General features: G+C 52.7%; 8 protein-coding genes. 2 read left to right on the top strand and 6 right to left on the bottom strand.

Annotated features, from left to right (window positions below; translation table 11 throughout):
• Positions 1-40 precede the first annotated feature (40 nt).
• Positions 41-631 (top strand): spore coat protein, encoded by a 591-nt coding sequence (locus L6H65_RS11450; RefSeq protein ID WP_236342110.1) that lies wholly within the window; start codon positions 41-43, stop codon positions 629-631.
• A 199-nt stretch (positions 632-830) separates the two neighbouring features.
• Positions 831-1,355, top strand: coding sequence for a DUF420 domain-containing protein (locus L6H65_RS11455; RefSeq protein ID WP_236342112.1), 525 nt, complete (start codon positions 831-833; stop codon positions 1,353-1,355).
• An 81-nt stretch (positions 1,356-1,436) separates the two neighbouring features.
• Here L6H65_RS11455 and L6H65_RS11460 read toward each other — a convergent pair whose 3' ends face one another.
• The 6 genes from L6H65_RS11460 to L6H65_RS11485 form a co-directional block, all read right to left on the bottom strand.
• Positions 1,437-2,030, bottom strand: coding sequence for an HD-GYP domain-containing protein (locus tag L6H65_RS11460; protein WP_307728331.1), 594 nt, complete (start codon positions 2,028-2,030; stop codon positions 1,437-1,439).
• 286 nt (positions 2,031-2,316) lie between these two features.
• On the bottom strand, positions 2,317-3,285 hold the full coding sequence (locus tag L6H65_RS11465) for a tyrosine-type recombinase/integrase (protein ID WP_307728332.1): 969 nt from the start codon (positions 3,283-3,285) through the stop codon (positions 2,317-2,319).
• Positions 3,286-3,631: 346 nt separating this feature from the next.
• Entirely contained in the window at positions 3,632-4,714 is a 1,083-nt protein-coding gene (locus L6H65_RS11470; RefSeq protein WP_236342122.1) for a Gfo/Idh/MocA family protein, read from the bottom strand.
• 9 nt (positions 4,715-4,723) lie between these two features.
• On the bottom strand, positions 4,724-5,200 hold the full coding sequence (locus L6H65_RS11475) for a hypothetical protein (RefSeq protein ID WP_236342124.1): 477 nt from the start codon (positions 5,198-5,200) through the stop codon (positions 4,724-4,726).
• A 138-nt stretch (positions 5,201-5,338) separates the two neighbouring features.
• The gene (locus tag L6H65_RS11480; protein ID WP_236342126.1) at positions 5,339-6,442 is read right to left on the bottom strand and encodes a CobW family GTP-binding protein; all 1,104 of its coding nucleotides are present in this window, start codon (positions 6,440-6,442) and stop codon (positions 5,339-5,341) included.
• Between the two features lie 245 nt (positions 6,443-6,687).
• Positions 6,688-17,565, bottom strand: coding sequence for a non-ribosomal peptide synthetase (locus L6H65_RS11485; RefSeq protein ID WP_236342133.1), 10,878 nt, complete (start codon positions 17,563-17,565; stop codon positions 6,688-6,690).
• Positions 17,566-17,583 lie beyond the last annotated feature (18 nt).

Below are 17,583 nucleotides of genomic sequence, written 5' to 3' on the forward strand. Positions count from 1 at the left end.
TGGCAAACTACTAAACTAAACCAAGGGAGCTGTCTATACAATGCCGTTTGGAGCACATGAAACGATGGAAGTCCACGAGTCGCTTAACGAAAAAATCAATACAATCAACCATTTCTCGCTATACGCTCAGCAGGCGCAGCACCCTGCAGTTCGCGCGCTTGTAGAGCGCCATTTGCAAACGGCAATTCAAAGCTACAATCAGCTCGTTGCTTATACGCATAATTATCAAGCCGCCTCCCAAGGCGGGGGAACGAACCATCCAACAGGCAACATCTCCAACACCTCTTATCAAAATATTCAATACGGCCTGCGTCATCCCGCTCCCATTGCTCCTCAAGCAGCCGGCATTTTTAATGATCAGCAAATTCTTAGCTCGCTGCTCATCTGCCATAAGAATGGTGCGAAGAACAGCATGTCAGCCTCATTGGAATGCGCAGATCCTAATATACGGCAGATGCTCATCCATTGTGCATTGGATGCCAATAATGGCGCGTATGAGGTGTTTTTCCTCATGAATGAGCAGGGACAATATCAGGTTCCAACCTTGAACGACCATACCGCCAAAACATTCCTGCACACCTTTCAGCCAGCACCCAATGCTCCAAACCAGCAGGCAGCCTATCATCAATAAACAGCCGGTCAAAAGCAGCTTTAACAAGCCTCCTTGCCTTTAAATGCAGGGGGCTTTTCCAATTGACTGGCTGGCATCAGAGCATTGTACATAGAAGCTTTCATTGAAATGTAACAAACCATTTCATTTTCCCCGTTGTTTTTATGTCCAAGAATGTCTATTCTAAGTAAGAACAAGCATTTATCGAACGGAGGCAGTCATGGACCAGAAGCGCAATTTCACACCTGTAATCATTGTTTTCTCTATTATTCTTATCGGGATTATCGCTACGCTGTTTTTCCTTCCTCAGTATGAAGGAACAGTTGGATTTGACGTTACGATTCTTCCGCTGCTGAACGCGATCTTCAATTGCTTTACCTTCGTCTTTTTACTGCTCTCTCTTTATGCGATTAAGAAGAAAAACATTCCGTGGCATCGTAATTTCATTCTGATGGCATTCGGAACCACCGCATTATTTCTTGTTTGTTATGTCATCTATCACTTTATAACCGAGCCGACCAAATTTGGCGGGAGCGAAGGTCTGAAGTACGTTTATTTCTTCGTCCTGATTACGCATGTATTGCTCGCCATCGTTAATGTTCCGCTAGCCTTGATTACAGTTACAAGAGGCTTTAACATGCAAATTGCCCGACATCGCGCAATTGCTCGCTGGACGATGCCGATCTGGCTGTATGTCAGCAGCACAGGCGTACTCGTCTATCTGCTTATCTCCCCTTACTATTAAGAAATAAAACCGGCAGCCAAGCGGAGCGTTTACGCTCGCACATGGCTGCCGGTTTTTCTATAAGCAGAGCATAGAAAATCATTATAGCACTGGATTACCGCGAGCCTCTGCCGCCTCATACAAATCGAAGAAGCGATCCTCCAATTCTAGAAACCGATAAACAATTTTCTCATCGAATTGCGTCCCGCTATGCTTTAGCAGCTCCTCCTTGGCCTGTTGGATCGTCGTTCGTTTGCGGTATGGCCGGTCTGACATCATGCAATCGAAAGCATCAATAATGGCGCATGCCCGCGAAAAGAACGGGATTTCATCTCCGGAGAGACCCTTAGGATAACCTTTGCCATCTATTCTTTCATGATGATATTGGACGATGTCGGATATTTTTTTATTGCAATAGCCATTCCGTTCTAATATATTCAATCCTATCTCAGGGTGAAGCCTCATGATTCCCCACTGCTGCTTTGTCAATTGCTCATCCTTGTGTAAAATCGCTTCCGGGATCATAATTTTTCCAACATCATGCAAAAAACAGCCTCTAGTTAAAATTTGTGTATCCGAATTGCTTAAGTTCAGCGCCTTCGCCAAACTCATTGAAAGCAGCGCCACCCGGACGCTATGTGAATACATGACAGAGCTTTTGTGCTGCAGCAGCTTCATCCAGCTTGCCGCATTCATCTGTTGCGAGAGATCGATTGATTTCTGAATGATGATTCCCTCGTTTCTTAGAAACTATTGCTTGCTAACAAATCCGTTCTCTATCTCAAAAAGCAATATTTGCACGTACATTCCAATTGTTTTATGGGCTTTCTACGCCGGAAAAGATCATGACGCACAATTGTAGTTATTCGACAAATTTTGATGTTTGGATAATTAGTATTATATTCCATATGAATCGTTTCATGCAATAGTCAAGTGAGAATAGTCTCACTTATTATTCGCTTATGAGAATGATTTTGTAAGTTTAAATGTACTCTTTTAAACAATCCTCGACATAATCAGGCGCGGTTTTTTGCAGTTGTTCGACAGTATGCAAATAACGCTGAGTCGTATTGATATGCGTATGTCCTAGCGTTTCCTGCACTTGCTGAAGTGATGCCCCGTTAAGCAAAGCTAATGTCGCATTTGTATGTCTCAGCCAATGCGGGGTAAGCTTTTTCCCTATATGGCACTTGGCCCCGGCTTCGCTAATAATTCGTTCGATTTGCCGTATCGATAAAGAAAAAACCCGCTGCTCATTTTTCATATCAGCCTGCTTAAATTGGTTGTTTGCATAATCCATATAGAGCTTCCATAGCTGCTGAGGAATTTTGACATCACGTATTTTCCCCCCTTTGCCCTTGTTAATTGTTATCCAAATGGTTGATTCTAATGGATCTGTGAAGAAATCCCCCCATTGTATCGTATTGAGCTCTGAAACACGCAGTCCTAATAATACAAGCGATAGACCGATCAAATAGTTCCTTGTACCCTGATTTTGAAGCTCATGCAGCAAGCTCCCTACCTCTCTCTTAGTAAGAAAATGTTTTCGGCTGTTCAGTGGAATTGCAGGCAGGCGCACACTGCTGGTGGGATTTTGCTTGAATAGGCCGATATTGGGATCACTCCCCCACTTGTACATTGATTTTAACGGCGCGATCAGCGCTGAGATGCTTGCAGGAGAAAGCGGCTTTTGGGATGGAACCCATTCGCCACGGTTTAAGCACAGCTTGTATGCTTCGATTTCCTGCCATGTTGCGGAGGCAAGCGGCCGATAGGAGAGGAATGCCCGAAATCGTTCAATAGCGCGTAAATAGTTGATCCGCGTGTGTGTGGACCATTCCCGAGTCTTTAAAAACAGCTGGATGATTTGTTCATCCGTGTAGCTGCCTTTTTTATATTTTGTCATCGCTAAGTTAGAGCTTTCTCCTATCCGATTATATGCTTTGCTCAATTTTATGCCCCCTAAGATGTCGAATAACTACAATTGTGCGACATGGTATAATTTGACGGAAAAAATTGACAGAAATCGCATTCAATTTGTCATACGATCGTTCATAGTATAGGAATAACTCCACACTAAATATAGAAATGATTTCCATGTTGTACGGAATCTTAAGTTTATATGTTATGCAGCACGATGTACAGAGCGATAATGATATTTGTCAATGCGTCCTAAAGATTAATTTCCAACAAAACTACCCTCCATAAATAAGCGATCAGAACTTCCAGCGAAACGACAAGAAGAGCGGAAGCAGAACAAACGATTCTGCTTCCGCTCTTCTATAGAGCAAGCTAAATTAGTCCATTGACACAGACAGCAGTGAGGCAACAGATACAACTGAGCCGCTTTGACTCGCTCGGACTACCGCTTCCAGCACCGCTTGATTGCGAAAGCCTTCCTCCAAAGTGGCAAATTCAGGTGCTGGCTCACCTTTCAATAGTCCAGCAAATGACCGCCATGGATTCAATCTGCCCGTTTCCTGAACCGTAACTGTTTCGGTTACTGTTCCTGGCTCTCCCTCCTTCGGATGAATCCAGATCAGTTCCCCATCATTCAATGTGCTTGCATGCAGTGTGCCTAGATCGCCATAGATCGAAATGTCGTGCTGATTGCCCGAGCCTACCGCATTGCGCGAGGTTTGGAAAACGCCGATGGCTCCGCTTGCAAAGCGGGCATTGAAGCAAGCAAAATCATCTACATGAACACTCCTCGGCTCGCCTGTCCCGGGATCGGGACGCTGGGGAATAATGGTCGCGAGCATCGCCTGCAGCTCGGTAATGTCATCACCCGTTACATATTGCGCCAGATCAATCATATGTGAACCGAGATCGCCTAATGTGCCTGTCCCCGTAATCCGCTCGTCGAACCGCCATACAAAAGGAGTATTGGAAGGCGGTGCGCCCCATTCCTGCAAATATTGTACGAAGAGATGATTAATGCGGCCAAGCTTGCCGCTTTGGACAATCTGCTTCGCATATTGGAAGGCGGGACCATTGCGATATGAGAAATTTATCATGCACGGAATAGGACGCTGCTGATAAAGCACAAGCACCTCGGCAGCCTCCCCATAGGTGCGTGTCAACGGTTTTTCGGCGAACAGAGGCTTGCCTGCCAGTATGCATGCTTTTAGAATCTCGGCATGTGTATTGTTCGGGGTTACCGAAACAACACCATCTACCTCGGCATCATCAATCAAGGCTTGGAAAGACAGATGTCTGTGAGCATCCGCTATCCCCAGCTTGTCGCTCTCCGTTTGAAGCGCCGCAGGATTGACATCGCATAACGCCGTTATTCGTACACCAGCCACTTCACCAAATTTCTGAATATGCCAGCTCGCCATACCTCCTAGACCGATCAATCCGATTTTCACTTCGTTCATGGCTTACCCTCATTTCATTCCGCTGCCCTCAATCTCCGCGTGGATTTCCCGCCGCAGCTCTCTGGTTGTTTTTCCCTCGTGTGCAATTCCAAGCTTCGCTGCAATCTTTTGCAGGTGAGCCAGCCGCTTTGCCCGAAACTCCGCTTTGTAGCGATCCCATTTAGCCTTGTCATTATTGCGCGCTGCCCTTAATTCCTCATGAAGCTGCTTGGCTGATTTGCCCTCAGTCGAAATGCCGAAATACTTCGCAGCATCCTGCAGCCGATGCAGCCGGAAAGCCCGATGCTGTTCTCGTACGGCCTGCCAATCCTTGTCCGCATGTCCGGCATCCCGCTGCCCCTTGCTTCCATGCCAGTGCTCCTGTTCCGTTTGCTCTGTCTGCTCCGGCTTGGCCGCTTCAAGGCGAGCATTCGCTGGCGATGCTGACATGAGAAGCAAAGCAGCAGCTAAGATCGATATCGTCCATTTCTGTGTCCTGTTCTTCATAAACTGTGTGTGCTCCTTCGCTGATGAGTTTGGGGTCATTCATGCTGGATAGTTTGTCCAATTGTTCGATTCCATAACCAATCAGGAATGGAACATTCCCGCATTTTCTCATCGCTTCTAAAGCCACTCTGACAGCACTTATTGCTCTAATTGAAGCAGCTTCTGCTCCAGTTCATCCTTGGCAAAATGCTCGCCGATAAACACAACGACATCGTTAACGTCCCCTTGCGGTGTAATTCGGGTAAATTCCGTCTCACGATATGCATATTGGAACAGAAATCTGCTGTTAGTATCGGCAAACGTTACAATTCCTTTTGCACGATATATCTCCTGCGGAAGCGCAGCAATAACAGCCTCGAAAGCATGACTGTCAACAGGTCCTCCCAAATAATGAGTCAGCGTCATTACATGCTCATGGGAATGATGATGGGCAGCATTACTATGATCCGCAGCATCATGTGGATGATCATGTTGGTCGTGACCGCAATCATGGCCGTGTCGATGATCATGCTCAGAATTATGGAGATGGTTCTGCTCCTCATGCGAGCAGTTAGTCCCGCAGCTATGATGTCCCTGCTCATGTACGGTTTGAGCCTGTTTCAATTCCGCCTGCTGCGAGAGGTCGAAGAGAGCCATATCTGTCACGCATCGAATCGTAACCGTAAGAGGCGCATAAGCATTAAGCTCGCGCACAAGCTGCTGAATCTCAACAAGCTCCTCCGGATTTATTAGGTCGGCCTTGTTGATGATCAGGTCTGTCGCGCATCTGATCTGATCCTGCATCAGCTTGTAAGTTCGCCCGCCGCGCCTGCTCCTGGCAAGCAACTCAGGCCCGTCAACGACAGTTACAACCTTGTGCAGATCAATACGCGCATAAATCGCGGTTTCCGTCACAGCATCAATAATCTCAAGCGGATTCGCAGCCCCTGTCGATTCAATAAGGACGACATCCGGCTGATGCTCCTCAATGAGCTGCTTCACCTCCAGGCTGAGATCTCCGCGTATCGTACAGCAAATACATCCGCTAAGCATTTCGGCCATTGGAACATCTTCATCGACCAGTTGGCCGTCAAGATTGACCTCGCCGAGCTCATTCATAATAACTGCTGCCTTCACACCAGCGGCCTTGTAATAATCAATGACCTGACTCAGCAGCGTTGTTTTGCCGCTTCCGAGAAAGCCAGCAAACAAATAAACAGGAATTGTGCGCTTGCTGTGTACAGAAGTATCTTCTATTGCCATGCTGCAATCGTCCTCTCCAGTGGGCTGCCGCACATTGCAAGGTGCAGAAATGCAAGCCCGTTATGAAATCCGTTTACTCCTGCCAGTATACATTGCGAATCGCCTGTAAACCACCCCGGCAGAACGAGAGCCTGATTCCTTCCCCATTAAAATAGGACAAAAAAACGGCCAGACCTTCCGATAAGGAATAGTCCGACCGCCTTTCTGCAAACCACTTTTCTTTACAAATCAAATACTTCTTCGAATTAAAAATCAAATTCTTCTTCGAACAATGACCGCTTCTCAAAAACCTTTGGTTCCGGCGGGGCGGCTTCACTTGTTTGTCCGGCCCCCGTTAACCTTTCCAAAGACGCTTGCGGGTCAGCGGCACCCCGCTCAAGCATCCGCATGTAATCCTCAGCCATTCGCATGACCGTATTCGCATGGAATAAGCTGGAACGGTATTCGAATATTAGCTCAATTGCACCGTTTCGCTCTTCCGCCTGCACAACCAAATCCAGCTTGGCGGAAGCGAAATTCACCTCCACAGGCTGCCATTGCAATTGTCCAGTATGCGTCGGCCCTGTATCCATATTTTGCAGCACGAACATCGTATTGAATAACGGATGCCGCGTCGTATCCCAACGAATGCTTCCTGCTTCATCCAGCAGCTCCACCAATTCCTCCATCGGCAGCCACGGAAGCTCGAAGGCGTGCAGAACATTGTGTTTCACTTCCTGAACCCACTGCTCGAATGACATCGTCCGAGTCGGCCGGCTGCGAAGCGCCAGCGTATTGAGCAGCAATCCTGCGGTATCGCTCAGGTCTGGATGCGAGCGGTTGGCCACAGGCACGCCTGTTACGACATCATCAATTCCAGACCAGCGTCCGAGCATAGCCTGATACCCTGCGAACAGCACCATGAATAATGTGCCGCCTGACCGTCCGGCCAAATCGTACAGCGCCGATGCCTGCTCCGCATGTATGGTCACACGGCAGCGGGCCCCCTCATCTCTGCTGGCTAAATCGTTCAATACCGATCGGGGGGCATCTGTCGGCAAATTCAGCTGAGGCACGCCGCCTGCGAATTGCTCCGTCCAGAATGTCCGATGCTTGTCCATATCGATACCGGAATCGCTGCGCTGCAGCCATTCCGTGTAATCCTTCAGCTGAGCGCCTATGACTGGCAGCTCGCTTCCCGAATACAATGCGATCAAATCCCGAATCAGGATGCCTCCCGATACGCCATCTGACACAAGATGATGGATATCGAACAGAAGCAGATGAGTGTCTGGATCAAGCTGGACCAGTTCAGCCCTGAACAGAGGCGCTTGGCTTGTAACGAAAGGCTGAAGCCACCCGCTCAACGCTTCCTCTACATGCTCATCCTCTCCACGGAAGAAGTCCTCTTTGGTTGATAATTGCAGAGGAAGCTCCACCTGCTCATGAACCTGCTGCATCATTTGGCCTTTGACCTGCATAAAAGATGTTCGCAGCGATTCATGCCGCGCGATAAGCTCATTCAGAGCGAGCTTGAACTGCTCCGCATCGAGCTTGCCCGTCAGCTTCAATACTGTCGGCATATTATAGGACAAGCTGCCAGGATTGAACTGCCCATGAATGAGCATTTGTTTCTGGGCGGAGGAGACAGGATAATACAGCTTCTTGCTCGCCTTCGGAATATTGAAGAAGGTCGTCGCTGAATTGCCCTCTTCCTCAATAACGGCCGCCAGCTGACGGATCGTCGGATGAAGGAACAGCTCTTTGAGTGCAAGCCGGATTGAGAAAGACTGCTCAATCTTGGCGGTCAGAGCAGCCGCCTTCAACGAATGGCCGCCAAGCTCAAAGAAGTTGTCATTCACGCCAATCTGCTCGCGCTGCAGCAGCTCCCGCCATAACGCAGCCAGCCTCTCTTCCGTCTCGCTTGCCGGCGCTTCATAGGCAGTGCCCGTTGCCATCGCCATATCCGGCGATGGCAGCGCCCGCCGATCCGCCTTGCCGCTCGCTGTCAGCGGCATGGCCTCCAACTGTACGAACGCTGCCGGAATCATGTAATCCGGCAGCAGCTCCCCGCAGTGGCGGCGAAGCTCGCCTGACGTGCAGGCACGGTCAGCGACCACATAGCCGCATAGCTGCTTGTCGCCGCTTCCGTCTTCGCGCACCGTGACGACCGCTTCCGATACCGACTCGAATGCCAGTAGGATTCGCTCGATCTCGCCCAGCTCGATCCGATAGCCCCGCACCTTCACCTGATCATCGATCCGGCCCAGGTACTGAATCTCGCCGTTCTCCATCCAGCGCGCCAGATCGCCCGTTCGGTACATCACCGTTCCCGGCGCGAACGGATTCGGCACGAATTTCTCCGCCGTCAGATCAGGACGGTTCGCATAGCCCGATGCCAGTTGCACGCCTGCTATGCACAGCTCTCCAGGCACGCCGATTGGCTGCGCCTGACCGCTGCCGCTTACAATATACAGCGCGGTATTATCGATCGGTCGGCCGATCGGCACGAAACCAAGCCCGCTGTCCGGCACGCATTCATACACCGAGACGTCTACCGTCGCCTCTGTCGGGCCGTACAGGTTGATCAGCCGCGTATCCGCAAGACCACAGCTCCGCGTCAGCGCATAGAACCGTTCCACATGCTCCGTATGCAGCGCTTCACCGCTTGCGAACACATGCTTCAGCGTTGCCAGCTTCCCGGCAAGCGCCGCCACTGGCTCGCCCTGCACCGTCTCCAGAAACGCAGCGAGCATCGACGGAACGAAGTGCATCGTCGTTACCTTCCGCTGCCCGATCGCCTCCACAAGCTGCGCCGGGTCCTTCTCCGCTCCCGGCGGCAGGAACGCCACGCTCGCTCCCGCGAGCATCCACCAGAACAGCTCCCATACCGAGACATCGAAGCTGTACGGCGTCTTCTGCAGAATGACATCCCCCTCTCCTAGCGGGTAGGCGCTCTGCATCCAATGAATCCGGTTGATAACTGATTCATGGCGAATCATGACGCCTTTCGGCCTTCCGGTGGAGCCCGAGGTGTACAGAATGTACGCCAGGTCATCCGGCGTGTTCACCGAGACAACTGGCTCCACCGCACCTTCGCGCCATGCCGCCGCGTCAAGATCGACCAGCAGAATGGCAGCAGGACGATCAAGGTCAACCTTGCGACTGCCCTCTCCAAGCGCCGAAGGATCGCTGCTGCCGTCCGCAGCTGCGCCAACCCCAGCGATGACGCTTTCCGCTGTCGCCATCCAGTCCCGCTGCACGCAGATGGCGCGAAGGCCGCTGCCTTCGGCCATATACCGCAGCCGATCCTCCGGGAACTCCGGCGGCAGCGGCACATACGCGCCGCCCGCCTTGATGATCGCCAGAACACCGATCATCAGCTCCGCCGACCGCTGCGCCATCAGGCCGACCGGCTCGCCGCGCTTCACCCCTTGTCCGCGCAGATGGCTCGCGAGACGGTGGGACCGCTCGTGAAGCTCGCGGTACGTCAGCGTCTCGCTCTCGCAGGACAGCGCGATCCGCTCCGGCGTCCGTTCCGCTTGCTGGCGGAACATCTCATGCAGCGTCAGCTCGCGCGGGAATTCCGCTGCTGTGTCATTGAACAGCTCCACGACCTGCCGCTGCTCATCCGCATTCAGCATACTCACCTCGCCAAGCGGCAGATGAGGCATGCGAGGCAGCTCGCGCAGCAGCGTTTGAAACGCGCGAATCCAGGAAGCCATCGTTTCCGCCTTGAACAGCGCAGTCGCATATTGAATGGTGATCGTGAGCCCGTTTGATCCTTCCAGCGCATACAAGCCGACATCGAATTGAGAGATGCCAAAATCACATTGCAGCTGCTCAACGGACAATTCCCGCTCCGACAGGTCTGCATGCTCCATGTTCAGCATTGAGAACATCGTGTCGAACAACGGATTGCGGCTCAAATCCCGCTCCACCTGCATCCGCTCCACCAGCTGCTCGAACGGCACCTCCTGTCCTTCCAGCGAAGCCAGCACTTGTGCCTTTGCTTCTTGCAGCAAAGATGCGAACGACTTGCCTGACTCAGGGAACAGCCGAATCGCCAATGGATTGACGAATACGCCAACCAGCTGCTCCGTTCCAGGCGTGCTTCTACCTGCCACAGGAGTGCCCACCACTACCTCATTGCCTCCCGAAATACGCATAAGCCATGCTGCATATGCCGATAGAAGGACCATGAACAGCGTCGCGCCGCTCTCCTGTGCAATCGCCTTAAGCGCCTCCAGCTCTTCCTTCCCGATCTCAAAAGAAAGCTGCTGCCCTTCTGTTCGCTTAACAGCAGGCCGGACATCGTCCAGCGGCAATTCCAGCTTCGGAACCGCGCCATAGGACAACCGCTCAAGCCAAGCCTGCTCTTGCTCACTTAAGCTGGAATGCTCCTGCTCGCCATCGCCAGATTGCTCTTGCGCTCTATCGCCAGCTTGCCCTCGCGCTCCATCACCAGCTTGCTCTTGCGCTCCCGAAGCAGAATGCTCTTGCATCCCAACGTCAACCTGCTCCTGCACGCCAGCCCCGGAATGCTCTTGCTGTCCAGCCTGCCAGACGGCATAGTCCTTATACTGGATGTCCAGCTCGGCAATCGGAGCACCCTCATACAAGCTTAGGAAGTCCGCTATCAAAATATTAACCGACACACCGTCCGCCACAATGTGGTGAATGTCCACCAACAGGCCATAACGGTCCTCCCGAAGCTTAAACAAGCCGACTCGGAAAAGAGGCCCATGCTGCAATACAAATGGCCGCACCATTGCGCGGGCTGCGTCATGCAGCAGCCCTTCATCGGCCAGCTCCATTTCTACGACATCCACAGCAGCATCGGCAGGCTCATGCACCTGCTGCCAAGGCTCCCCATCCCGCATGACAAACGTTGTCCGCAGAGCTTCATGCCTTGCTGTCAATGCATGAAGCGCAGCATGGAACCGATCCCGGTCGAAATTCCCTTTGAGCATGAGAAGGGAAGGGATGTTATAAGCTATAGTGGAGGGATCAAACTCCTGCAGAAAATACATCCGTCTCTGTGCATAAGTAACAGGATAATATTCCGCCTCTGCCGCTTTCGGTATGATTACATACTCGGCTCGGGCTGAATTTACGCTGCCGTTCATTAAAGCAGCCATTTCCTTCAGCCTTGCATGACTGAACAGATCGGTCAATGTCGCTCGAACGCCGAATCTTCTAACTAACAGAGATACCAACGAGGCTGCCTGCATAGAATCGCCGCCGACATCGAAGAAGCTGTCATTTCGACCGTACGGTCCAAAGCCAAGCAGCTGCTCCCATATTTCGGCTACAGCCGCCTCGTATTCACCGACCGGAGCCTCGTAATTTACTGTCCTCGTTACTTTTGTCTGCTGATCAGCAGCCGCTAATTGCCATACACTTGATGCATTCGGATAGCGAAGCGGAAGCAAATATGCCCGGTGAAGAAGCTGCTGCTCCCGTTCCACAGGAAGATTCCAATCCAATGATGCCGAAGCGATTGAAGCCGTTCCCTTCAGTACTCTCGTTCCTGAAGACGCAGTCTCTGCTGGTCCTGGTCCTGCTGCTGAAGCCATCGTCTCTGTCGAAACGATTGCCGAAGCAACGAACTCCGCTGGTTCGGCAGCTGCCGCCGCTTCCTCAACAACTTCCGCCCCTTCATAAGCGACACCCTCATAGAAGGCTATGTGGGAAGGTGCATCTGCAATATCCGCAAGCGGAAGCAAATACGGCACGACCGCGCCTTCTTCGTCTGAAGATGGCTCTTGCTTGCTCCAGCCTGTCTGCTGAAGAAATTGCAGAAACGGCATATTTTTGGCCGTCTGACGGAAATCCGCGCCAAGAGCGGTACAGCCCTGCGCCTCCGCCTCATGCTTCAAGCCAGACAAAATCGCACGTTCCACGCCTCTTCCCAGCACCCTGCAGCTTAGCAGGAACGTATCTGCCGCCAGAACGGAATCGCGAACAGCTGCCGCTACCAGACCGACCAGACCATAATCTCCATACCGATCAGCCGCTTCCACGATCCAAAACCTGCTGCCCGGCTCTTTCATCAGCTGCCGAATGTCACCCTCTGTACGCCGTATGCCGCTAAGATTGAATTGATTCGTACGAACCGTCAATTGTGCGGCACGGGCTACTTCGTCCTGGGCAAGATATCGAAGACTGACTTTCATCCCCAAATCCTCGTAGTATTCCTCCAGCGTTGCAACCCGCTGCTCCGCTGCCTTCCTGCGGCGTTCCGCATCATACATGTCTGCCCGCTTGCGGTCTTCGCCTGTCACACGAGAACGATCCCATGCCCATACATGATCAAGGAATGCCGTCATCTCCTCTTCCTGAGGCAGCCTCAGCGTGAGCACCTCTGGGCACTGCGCCATCACTCCGAGACATTCTGCCGCATTATCATCCACGAAGATCAGACTGTCCAGTCCGAGGTTCAGCTCCTTGGCGAGCTCGCGGATATTATCCGGCTTGGGCTCCCAGTTGACGCGCCATGCGGCAAAATGCTCCTTGCCCAGCACCATTCCCGTATTGCCCGCGAAGACATCCCATACATCCTGCTCATTGTTTTTACTGCACAGCGCCAGCAGCATTCCTTCGCTTCGTTTGCGCAGCAGAAGCTGCTGGAAGGCCGCATAAGCCGGGCCAACCTTCACACCCTCCGGCCCAGCCTCTCCGCAAACGCCATTCCACAGCGTGTTGTCGGCATCAACAACGATCACCTTGAAGGGCGTGCCCTTCCATGCAATGAGTGCGCGGGCAATTTCCGTTCCCAGCGCGGCAAAATAATCATTTGTAAACGGAATATGGCCCTCTTCATTCGTAACCGCATCCTCTATAGTAGTGACGCCGTATCGAGCCGCTGTCTCTGCCACATCAAGCAGGAACGCGCCCTCGACAGCAGTCAGCCGATTGCGCCACCGCTCTGCGAAAGCTTTCGCCCGGGCTTCCGGCAGCCTGCCGAAGGGTCCATCCGGAGAGAATGGAAACAAGCCGACGAAATGCGGACCCCTGTCCGCACGGTCACTTAACAGCAGCAGCAGACGATCCAGGTCACTCTCCAGACGCTCCAGCTTCTCCTCTTCTGTTGCCGCATATGGAGACACCCAATCCTCTGGGCGAATCAGCAGCACCCCTGCAGAAGAGCCGCGTGCATCCCGGCCTGCCAGCAAGCTCGAATCCTCCTGCAGCAGCTCTTGAATAATCTGATTATACGGAGCAAACGTTACGACGGGATTCATGCCAAAAGCGCTCAGCCAGCTTCTCAGATGACGCTCAACCGGCTCTGAGGTGAAGGAGGACGCGATGCGGACCTCGAAATCGACAAGCGGCACAGCTGATGTCATTTCCGCATGGTCATTCAGCCTTCTCCTTGCTTCATAATTCTCCGCTTCCGCCACCGTTAATGGTGCCAAGCTGCCTACAGAGAAGCTGCTGTCGCTTGCAGCCAAAGCTGCTGTGCTTGCGAATTTCTCAGCCAGCCCTGCAATCGTCTCTTCCTTAAACAGTGCGGAATCGTATTCCAGCACGCCTCTCAGCTCGCCGGATGAGCCGACGAACAGATCAAGCTTAATATCAAGCGCAGACGTATGCCGCTGCAGCGGATATTCCGTGAATGTCATGTTGCCCGCCTGAAAATGCTCACTGCCTGCAGCATGATTATGGAAGACCAGCATCGTATCATAAACCGGATTGCGCGAGCGGTCTGTCCCCGCCTTCAGCTGCACGACCGTTTCATCGAACGGGAATAGACCATTGGCATAGGCGCTAATCGTCCGACTGTTGACCTCCTGCAGCAGCTCAGCGAAAGCAGCGTCCCGCGACACCTGAACCCGAATGGGCAGGAAATTAATGAAGACACCAACAAGACCTCTGTATTCCGCTTGATCCCGACCGCTAACCAAAGAGCCGATGATCAGATCATCCTCCTTGGAATAGTGATTCATAACAACCGCATAGAGCGACATTAATGTCGTATGCAGGGAAACATGATGGCGTTTGGACATCTCCTGCAGCGTTGCCGTTAATTCAGCCGGAAGAGTGAACCGCAGCGTGCTGCTCTGCTGCGACTTCACTTGCGGCCTTGGATAATCGAGTGGCAGGCGCAGCTTGGGCAGCGTCCCCGCCAATACATCCTCGATCCAGTAGCGTCGCTGGGCTTCTATCGCCTCACCCGCCATAACATCCCGCTGCCATAGCGCAAAATCGCGATATTGCGCCTGAACAGGAGCAAGCTTCAGTCCGCCGTATAATGCCGTCATCTCTTGAAGCAGTATAGACAGCGAGGCTCCATCCGAAATGATATGATGCGTATCCAGCACTAGCATGTGACGCTCCGATGAGGCAGAAGCAACACCAATTCTGAATAGCGGGAGCCGGGAGAGATCGAAAGGCTGGACAACTGTGTCTACAAAGGAGCTCCACTCCTCCTCAGACCCGACATGAATCTGATTCACCTCGACAGGAGCAGAACCGTGAATCCGTTGCATAGGCTCACCATCGTCAGACCATTCAAAGGTCGTTCGCAGACTCTCATGCCGTTCCGTCAGACTGCGGAAAGCCATCTGCAGACGCTCCGCATCAATCGGACCCTCGATCGTATAAGCAAGCGGCATATTATGCTGCAGCTCTGCTCCAGGCAAGTGGCTGTTATAATATATACGGCGCTGTGCGCGGGATAACGGGTACAGCGCTGTTTCCGCGATTGGATTGATTTCCTTCTCGGATGCTGCAAGAGTTGGATTCAACTGATCCGCATGTCGGGAGAGCGCCGCAATCGTCGGGTATTGCAAAATATCCGCTACACCAATCTCGACACCTAGACGGGCGCTCAATGCCCCGGTAATTTGCAGCGCCAGAATCGAATCTCCGCCAAGGTCATAATAATGATCGTCCACTCCCAGTGATTGAAAACCGAGCACCTGTCCCCAAGCGCCTGCGACGATATTCTCTGTAGCGGAATAAATATCTCCCGCCCGTCCAGTCAATAGAACCTCTCTATTGCTCTCCGCTTGAGAAGCGTTAACCGCTAGAGCAGCACCTGACTCCGCAGGTATGCGATAAAATGTATCCACAGCGGCGGGAGTCTCAAGCCAGCAGCGTGTCCGGTCGAATGGATAAGCAGGAAGGTTGATCCGCTGATGGACGGAATCCGTGTACAGCTCCTCCCACTTGATATCACCGCCATTCACATAGAGGGAGCCCTGCTCCTCCACCGTCAAACTTCTGACATTGACTTCGGAAGGCATCTCGTTCTGGCTTCCTTGAACTCGGCCCAACCAAATGCCTTTCGCTACCTCTCCTCTGTTTGCAGCATCGTCCGCCCGAACCTCTGCACCAGCGCGACCTGACGAATCTGCCAGATTCGCTGTACCTGCTATACCTGCTATACCTGCTATACCTGCTATACCTGCTGTACTCGCTGAACCTGCTGTACCTGCTATACTCGCTGTACCTGCTGTACCTGGACCCGCTGGACCCGCCGGACCCGCCGGACCCGCCGATTCCCAGCTCCACTCTGCGGCATCAAGCAGCTGTACGATCCTGTTCAGCTGCTCCCGCAATTCATCCTTCGTACTTGCGGCAACAGCAGCTCGATAGCTGTGATGTCCCCGTCCTGTATTGGCGGTATAACAGAAGTCACGCAGAGCAACCTCTACGGAATCAGGTTCATTCAGAAACTCGGCATAGAATGCCGCAAGCGCGCGCAAAGCCGTCTCGCTTTTCGCTGATAGCGCTGCAATTTGGCTGCCTTCATCCATATTGAATCCTTCAGGCGCTTCCGGCGCTTCTTCAAGCACGACATGGCAGTTGGTGCCGCTCATGCCAAAAGCACTGACGCCCGCTCTGCGCGGCTCTTCTCCGCTCGTCCAAGGACGCAGCAAATCACTGACATAGACAGGCGAGTCCACAAAAGGAATTTCGCCATTAGGCCGCTCGAAATGCAGCATCGGCGGGAGCTGCCTATGCTTCAGCGCAAGCGCTGCTTTCATAAGCGAGACGATGCCCGCAGTAGTATCGAGATGACCGATATTCGTCTTGACCGAGCCGATCGCACAGAACTGCTTGCGGTCGGTATACCGGCGGAACGCTCTTGTAATCCCGTCTATTTCAATCGGATCGCCTAGACGCGTCCCTGTACCGTGCGCCTCAATATATTGAATCGTCTCTGGCGCAACCTCGGCATCCTGCCACGCCCGGACGATAACCTCCTCTTGTGCGCTGACACTGGGCGCCGTAATTCCGATAGATGCGCCGTCCTGATTGACCGCACTGCCTTTAATAACGGCATAGATAGCGTCTCCATCCCGGATAGCCTTCCCAAGCGGCTTGAGCAGAACAGCTGCCGAGCCTTCGCCTCCGCCCGTCCCGCCCGATGAATTATCGAACGTGCGGGCGCGCGAGTCGGAGGATTCGATCCCGATTTTTATACCGAGATCGACTGGAAGCAGATACGTTTTGACGCCGCCCACGAGCGCTTGCTCGCACTCCCCGCCTCGCAGCGCCTGCACTGCCAGATGCAGCGCAACGAGCGATGAGGAGCAAGCCGTATCCACCGTTAAGCTGGGACCTTTGAAGTCCAGCAGATACGATATCCTGCTGGCAACAATAGACGATAAATTCCCGGGAATCGCGAGCGATAGCGAAGATGGGTCCCGTTGTGCGATCAATCGCTTATAATCATGGAACGCATCCCCGTTATAACCCAGATATACGCCAGTTCTGCTGCCATAAAGCTTGTCTCCGCCATAACCCGCATCCTCAAGCGCGCTCCATGCTGTCTCCAGCCAAAGCCGCTGATTGGGGCTCAGCAAAGCCGCTTCCTTTGGGGACAGCCGGAAGAAACGGTAATCAAACTTGTCGATCCCCTCCAGATAGGCCCCGTCATAATAGGAAACCACTCCGCCTGGAAGCTTCGTATCCTCCAGCAGCGACTCCACGTCCGCGCGACGGGAAGAAGGGAAAGGACCAATAGCGTCCTCCCCCTCCGTTACATTCTTCCAAAACCGTCTGACGTTTTCCGCTTTCGGCAGCATGGCCGCCATTCCGATAATGGCGATGTCGCGATGGGATGTTTCCTCGACTACAATCTCTTCCTCTTCCTCGGCTCCCTCGTTCCACCATGCGTTATCCAGCATTGCGATTCCTCCCTCTAT

The sequence above is a fragment of the Paenibacillus plantiphilus genome (assembly GCF_927798095.1).
Taxonomy (GTDB): Bacteria; Bacillota; Bacilli; order Paenibacillales; family Paenibacillaceae; genus Paenibacillus_Z; species Paenibacillus_Z plantiphilus.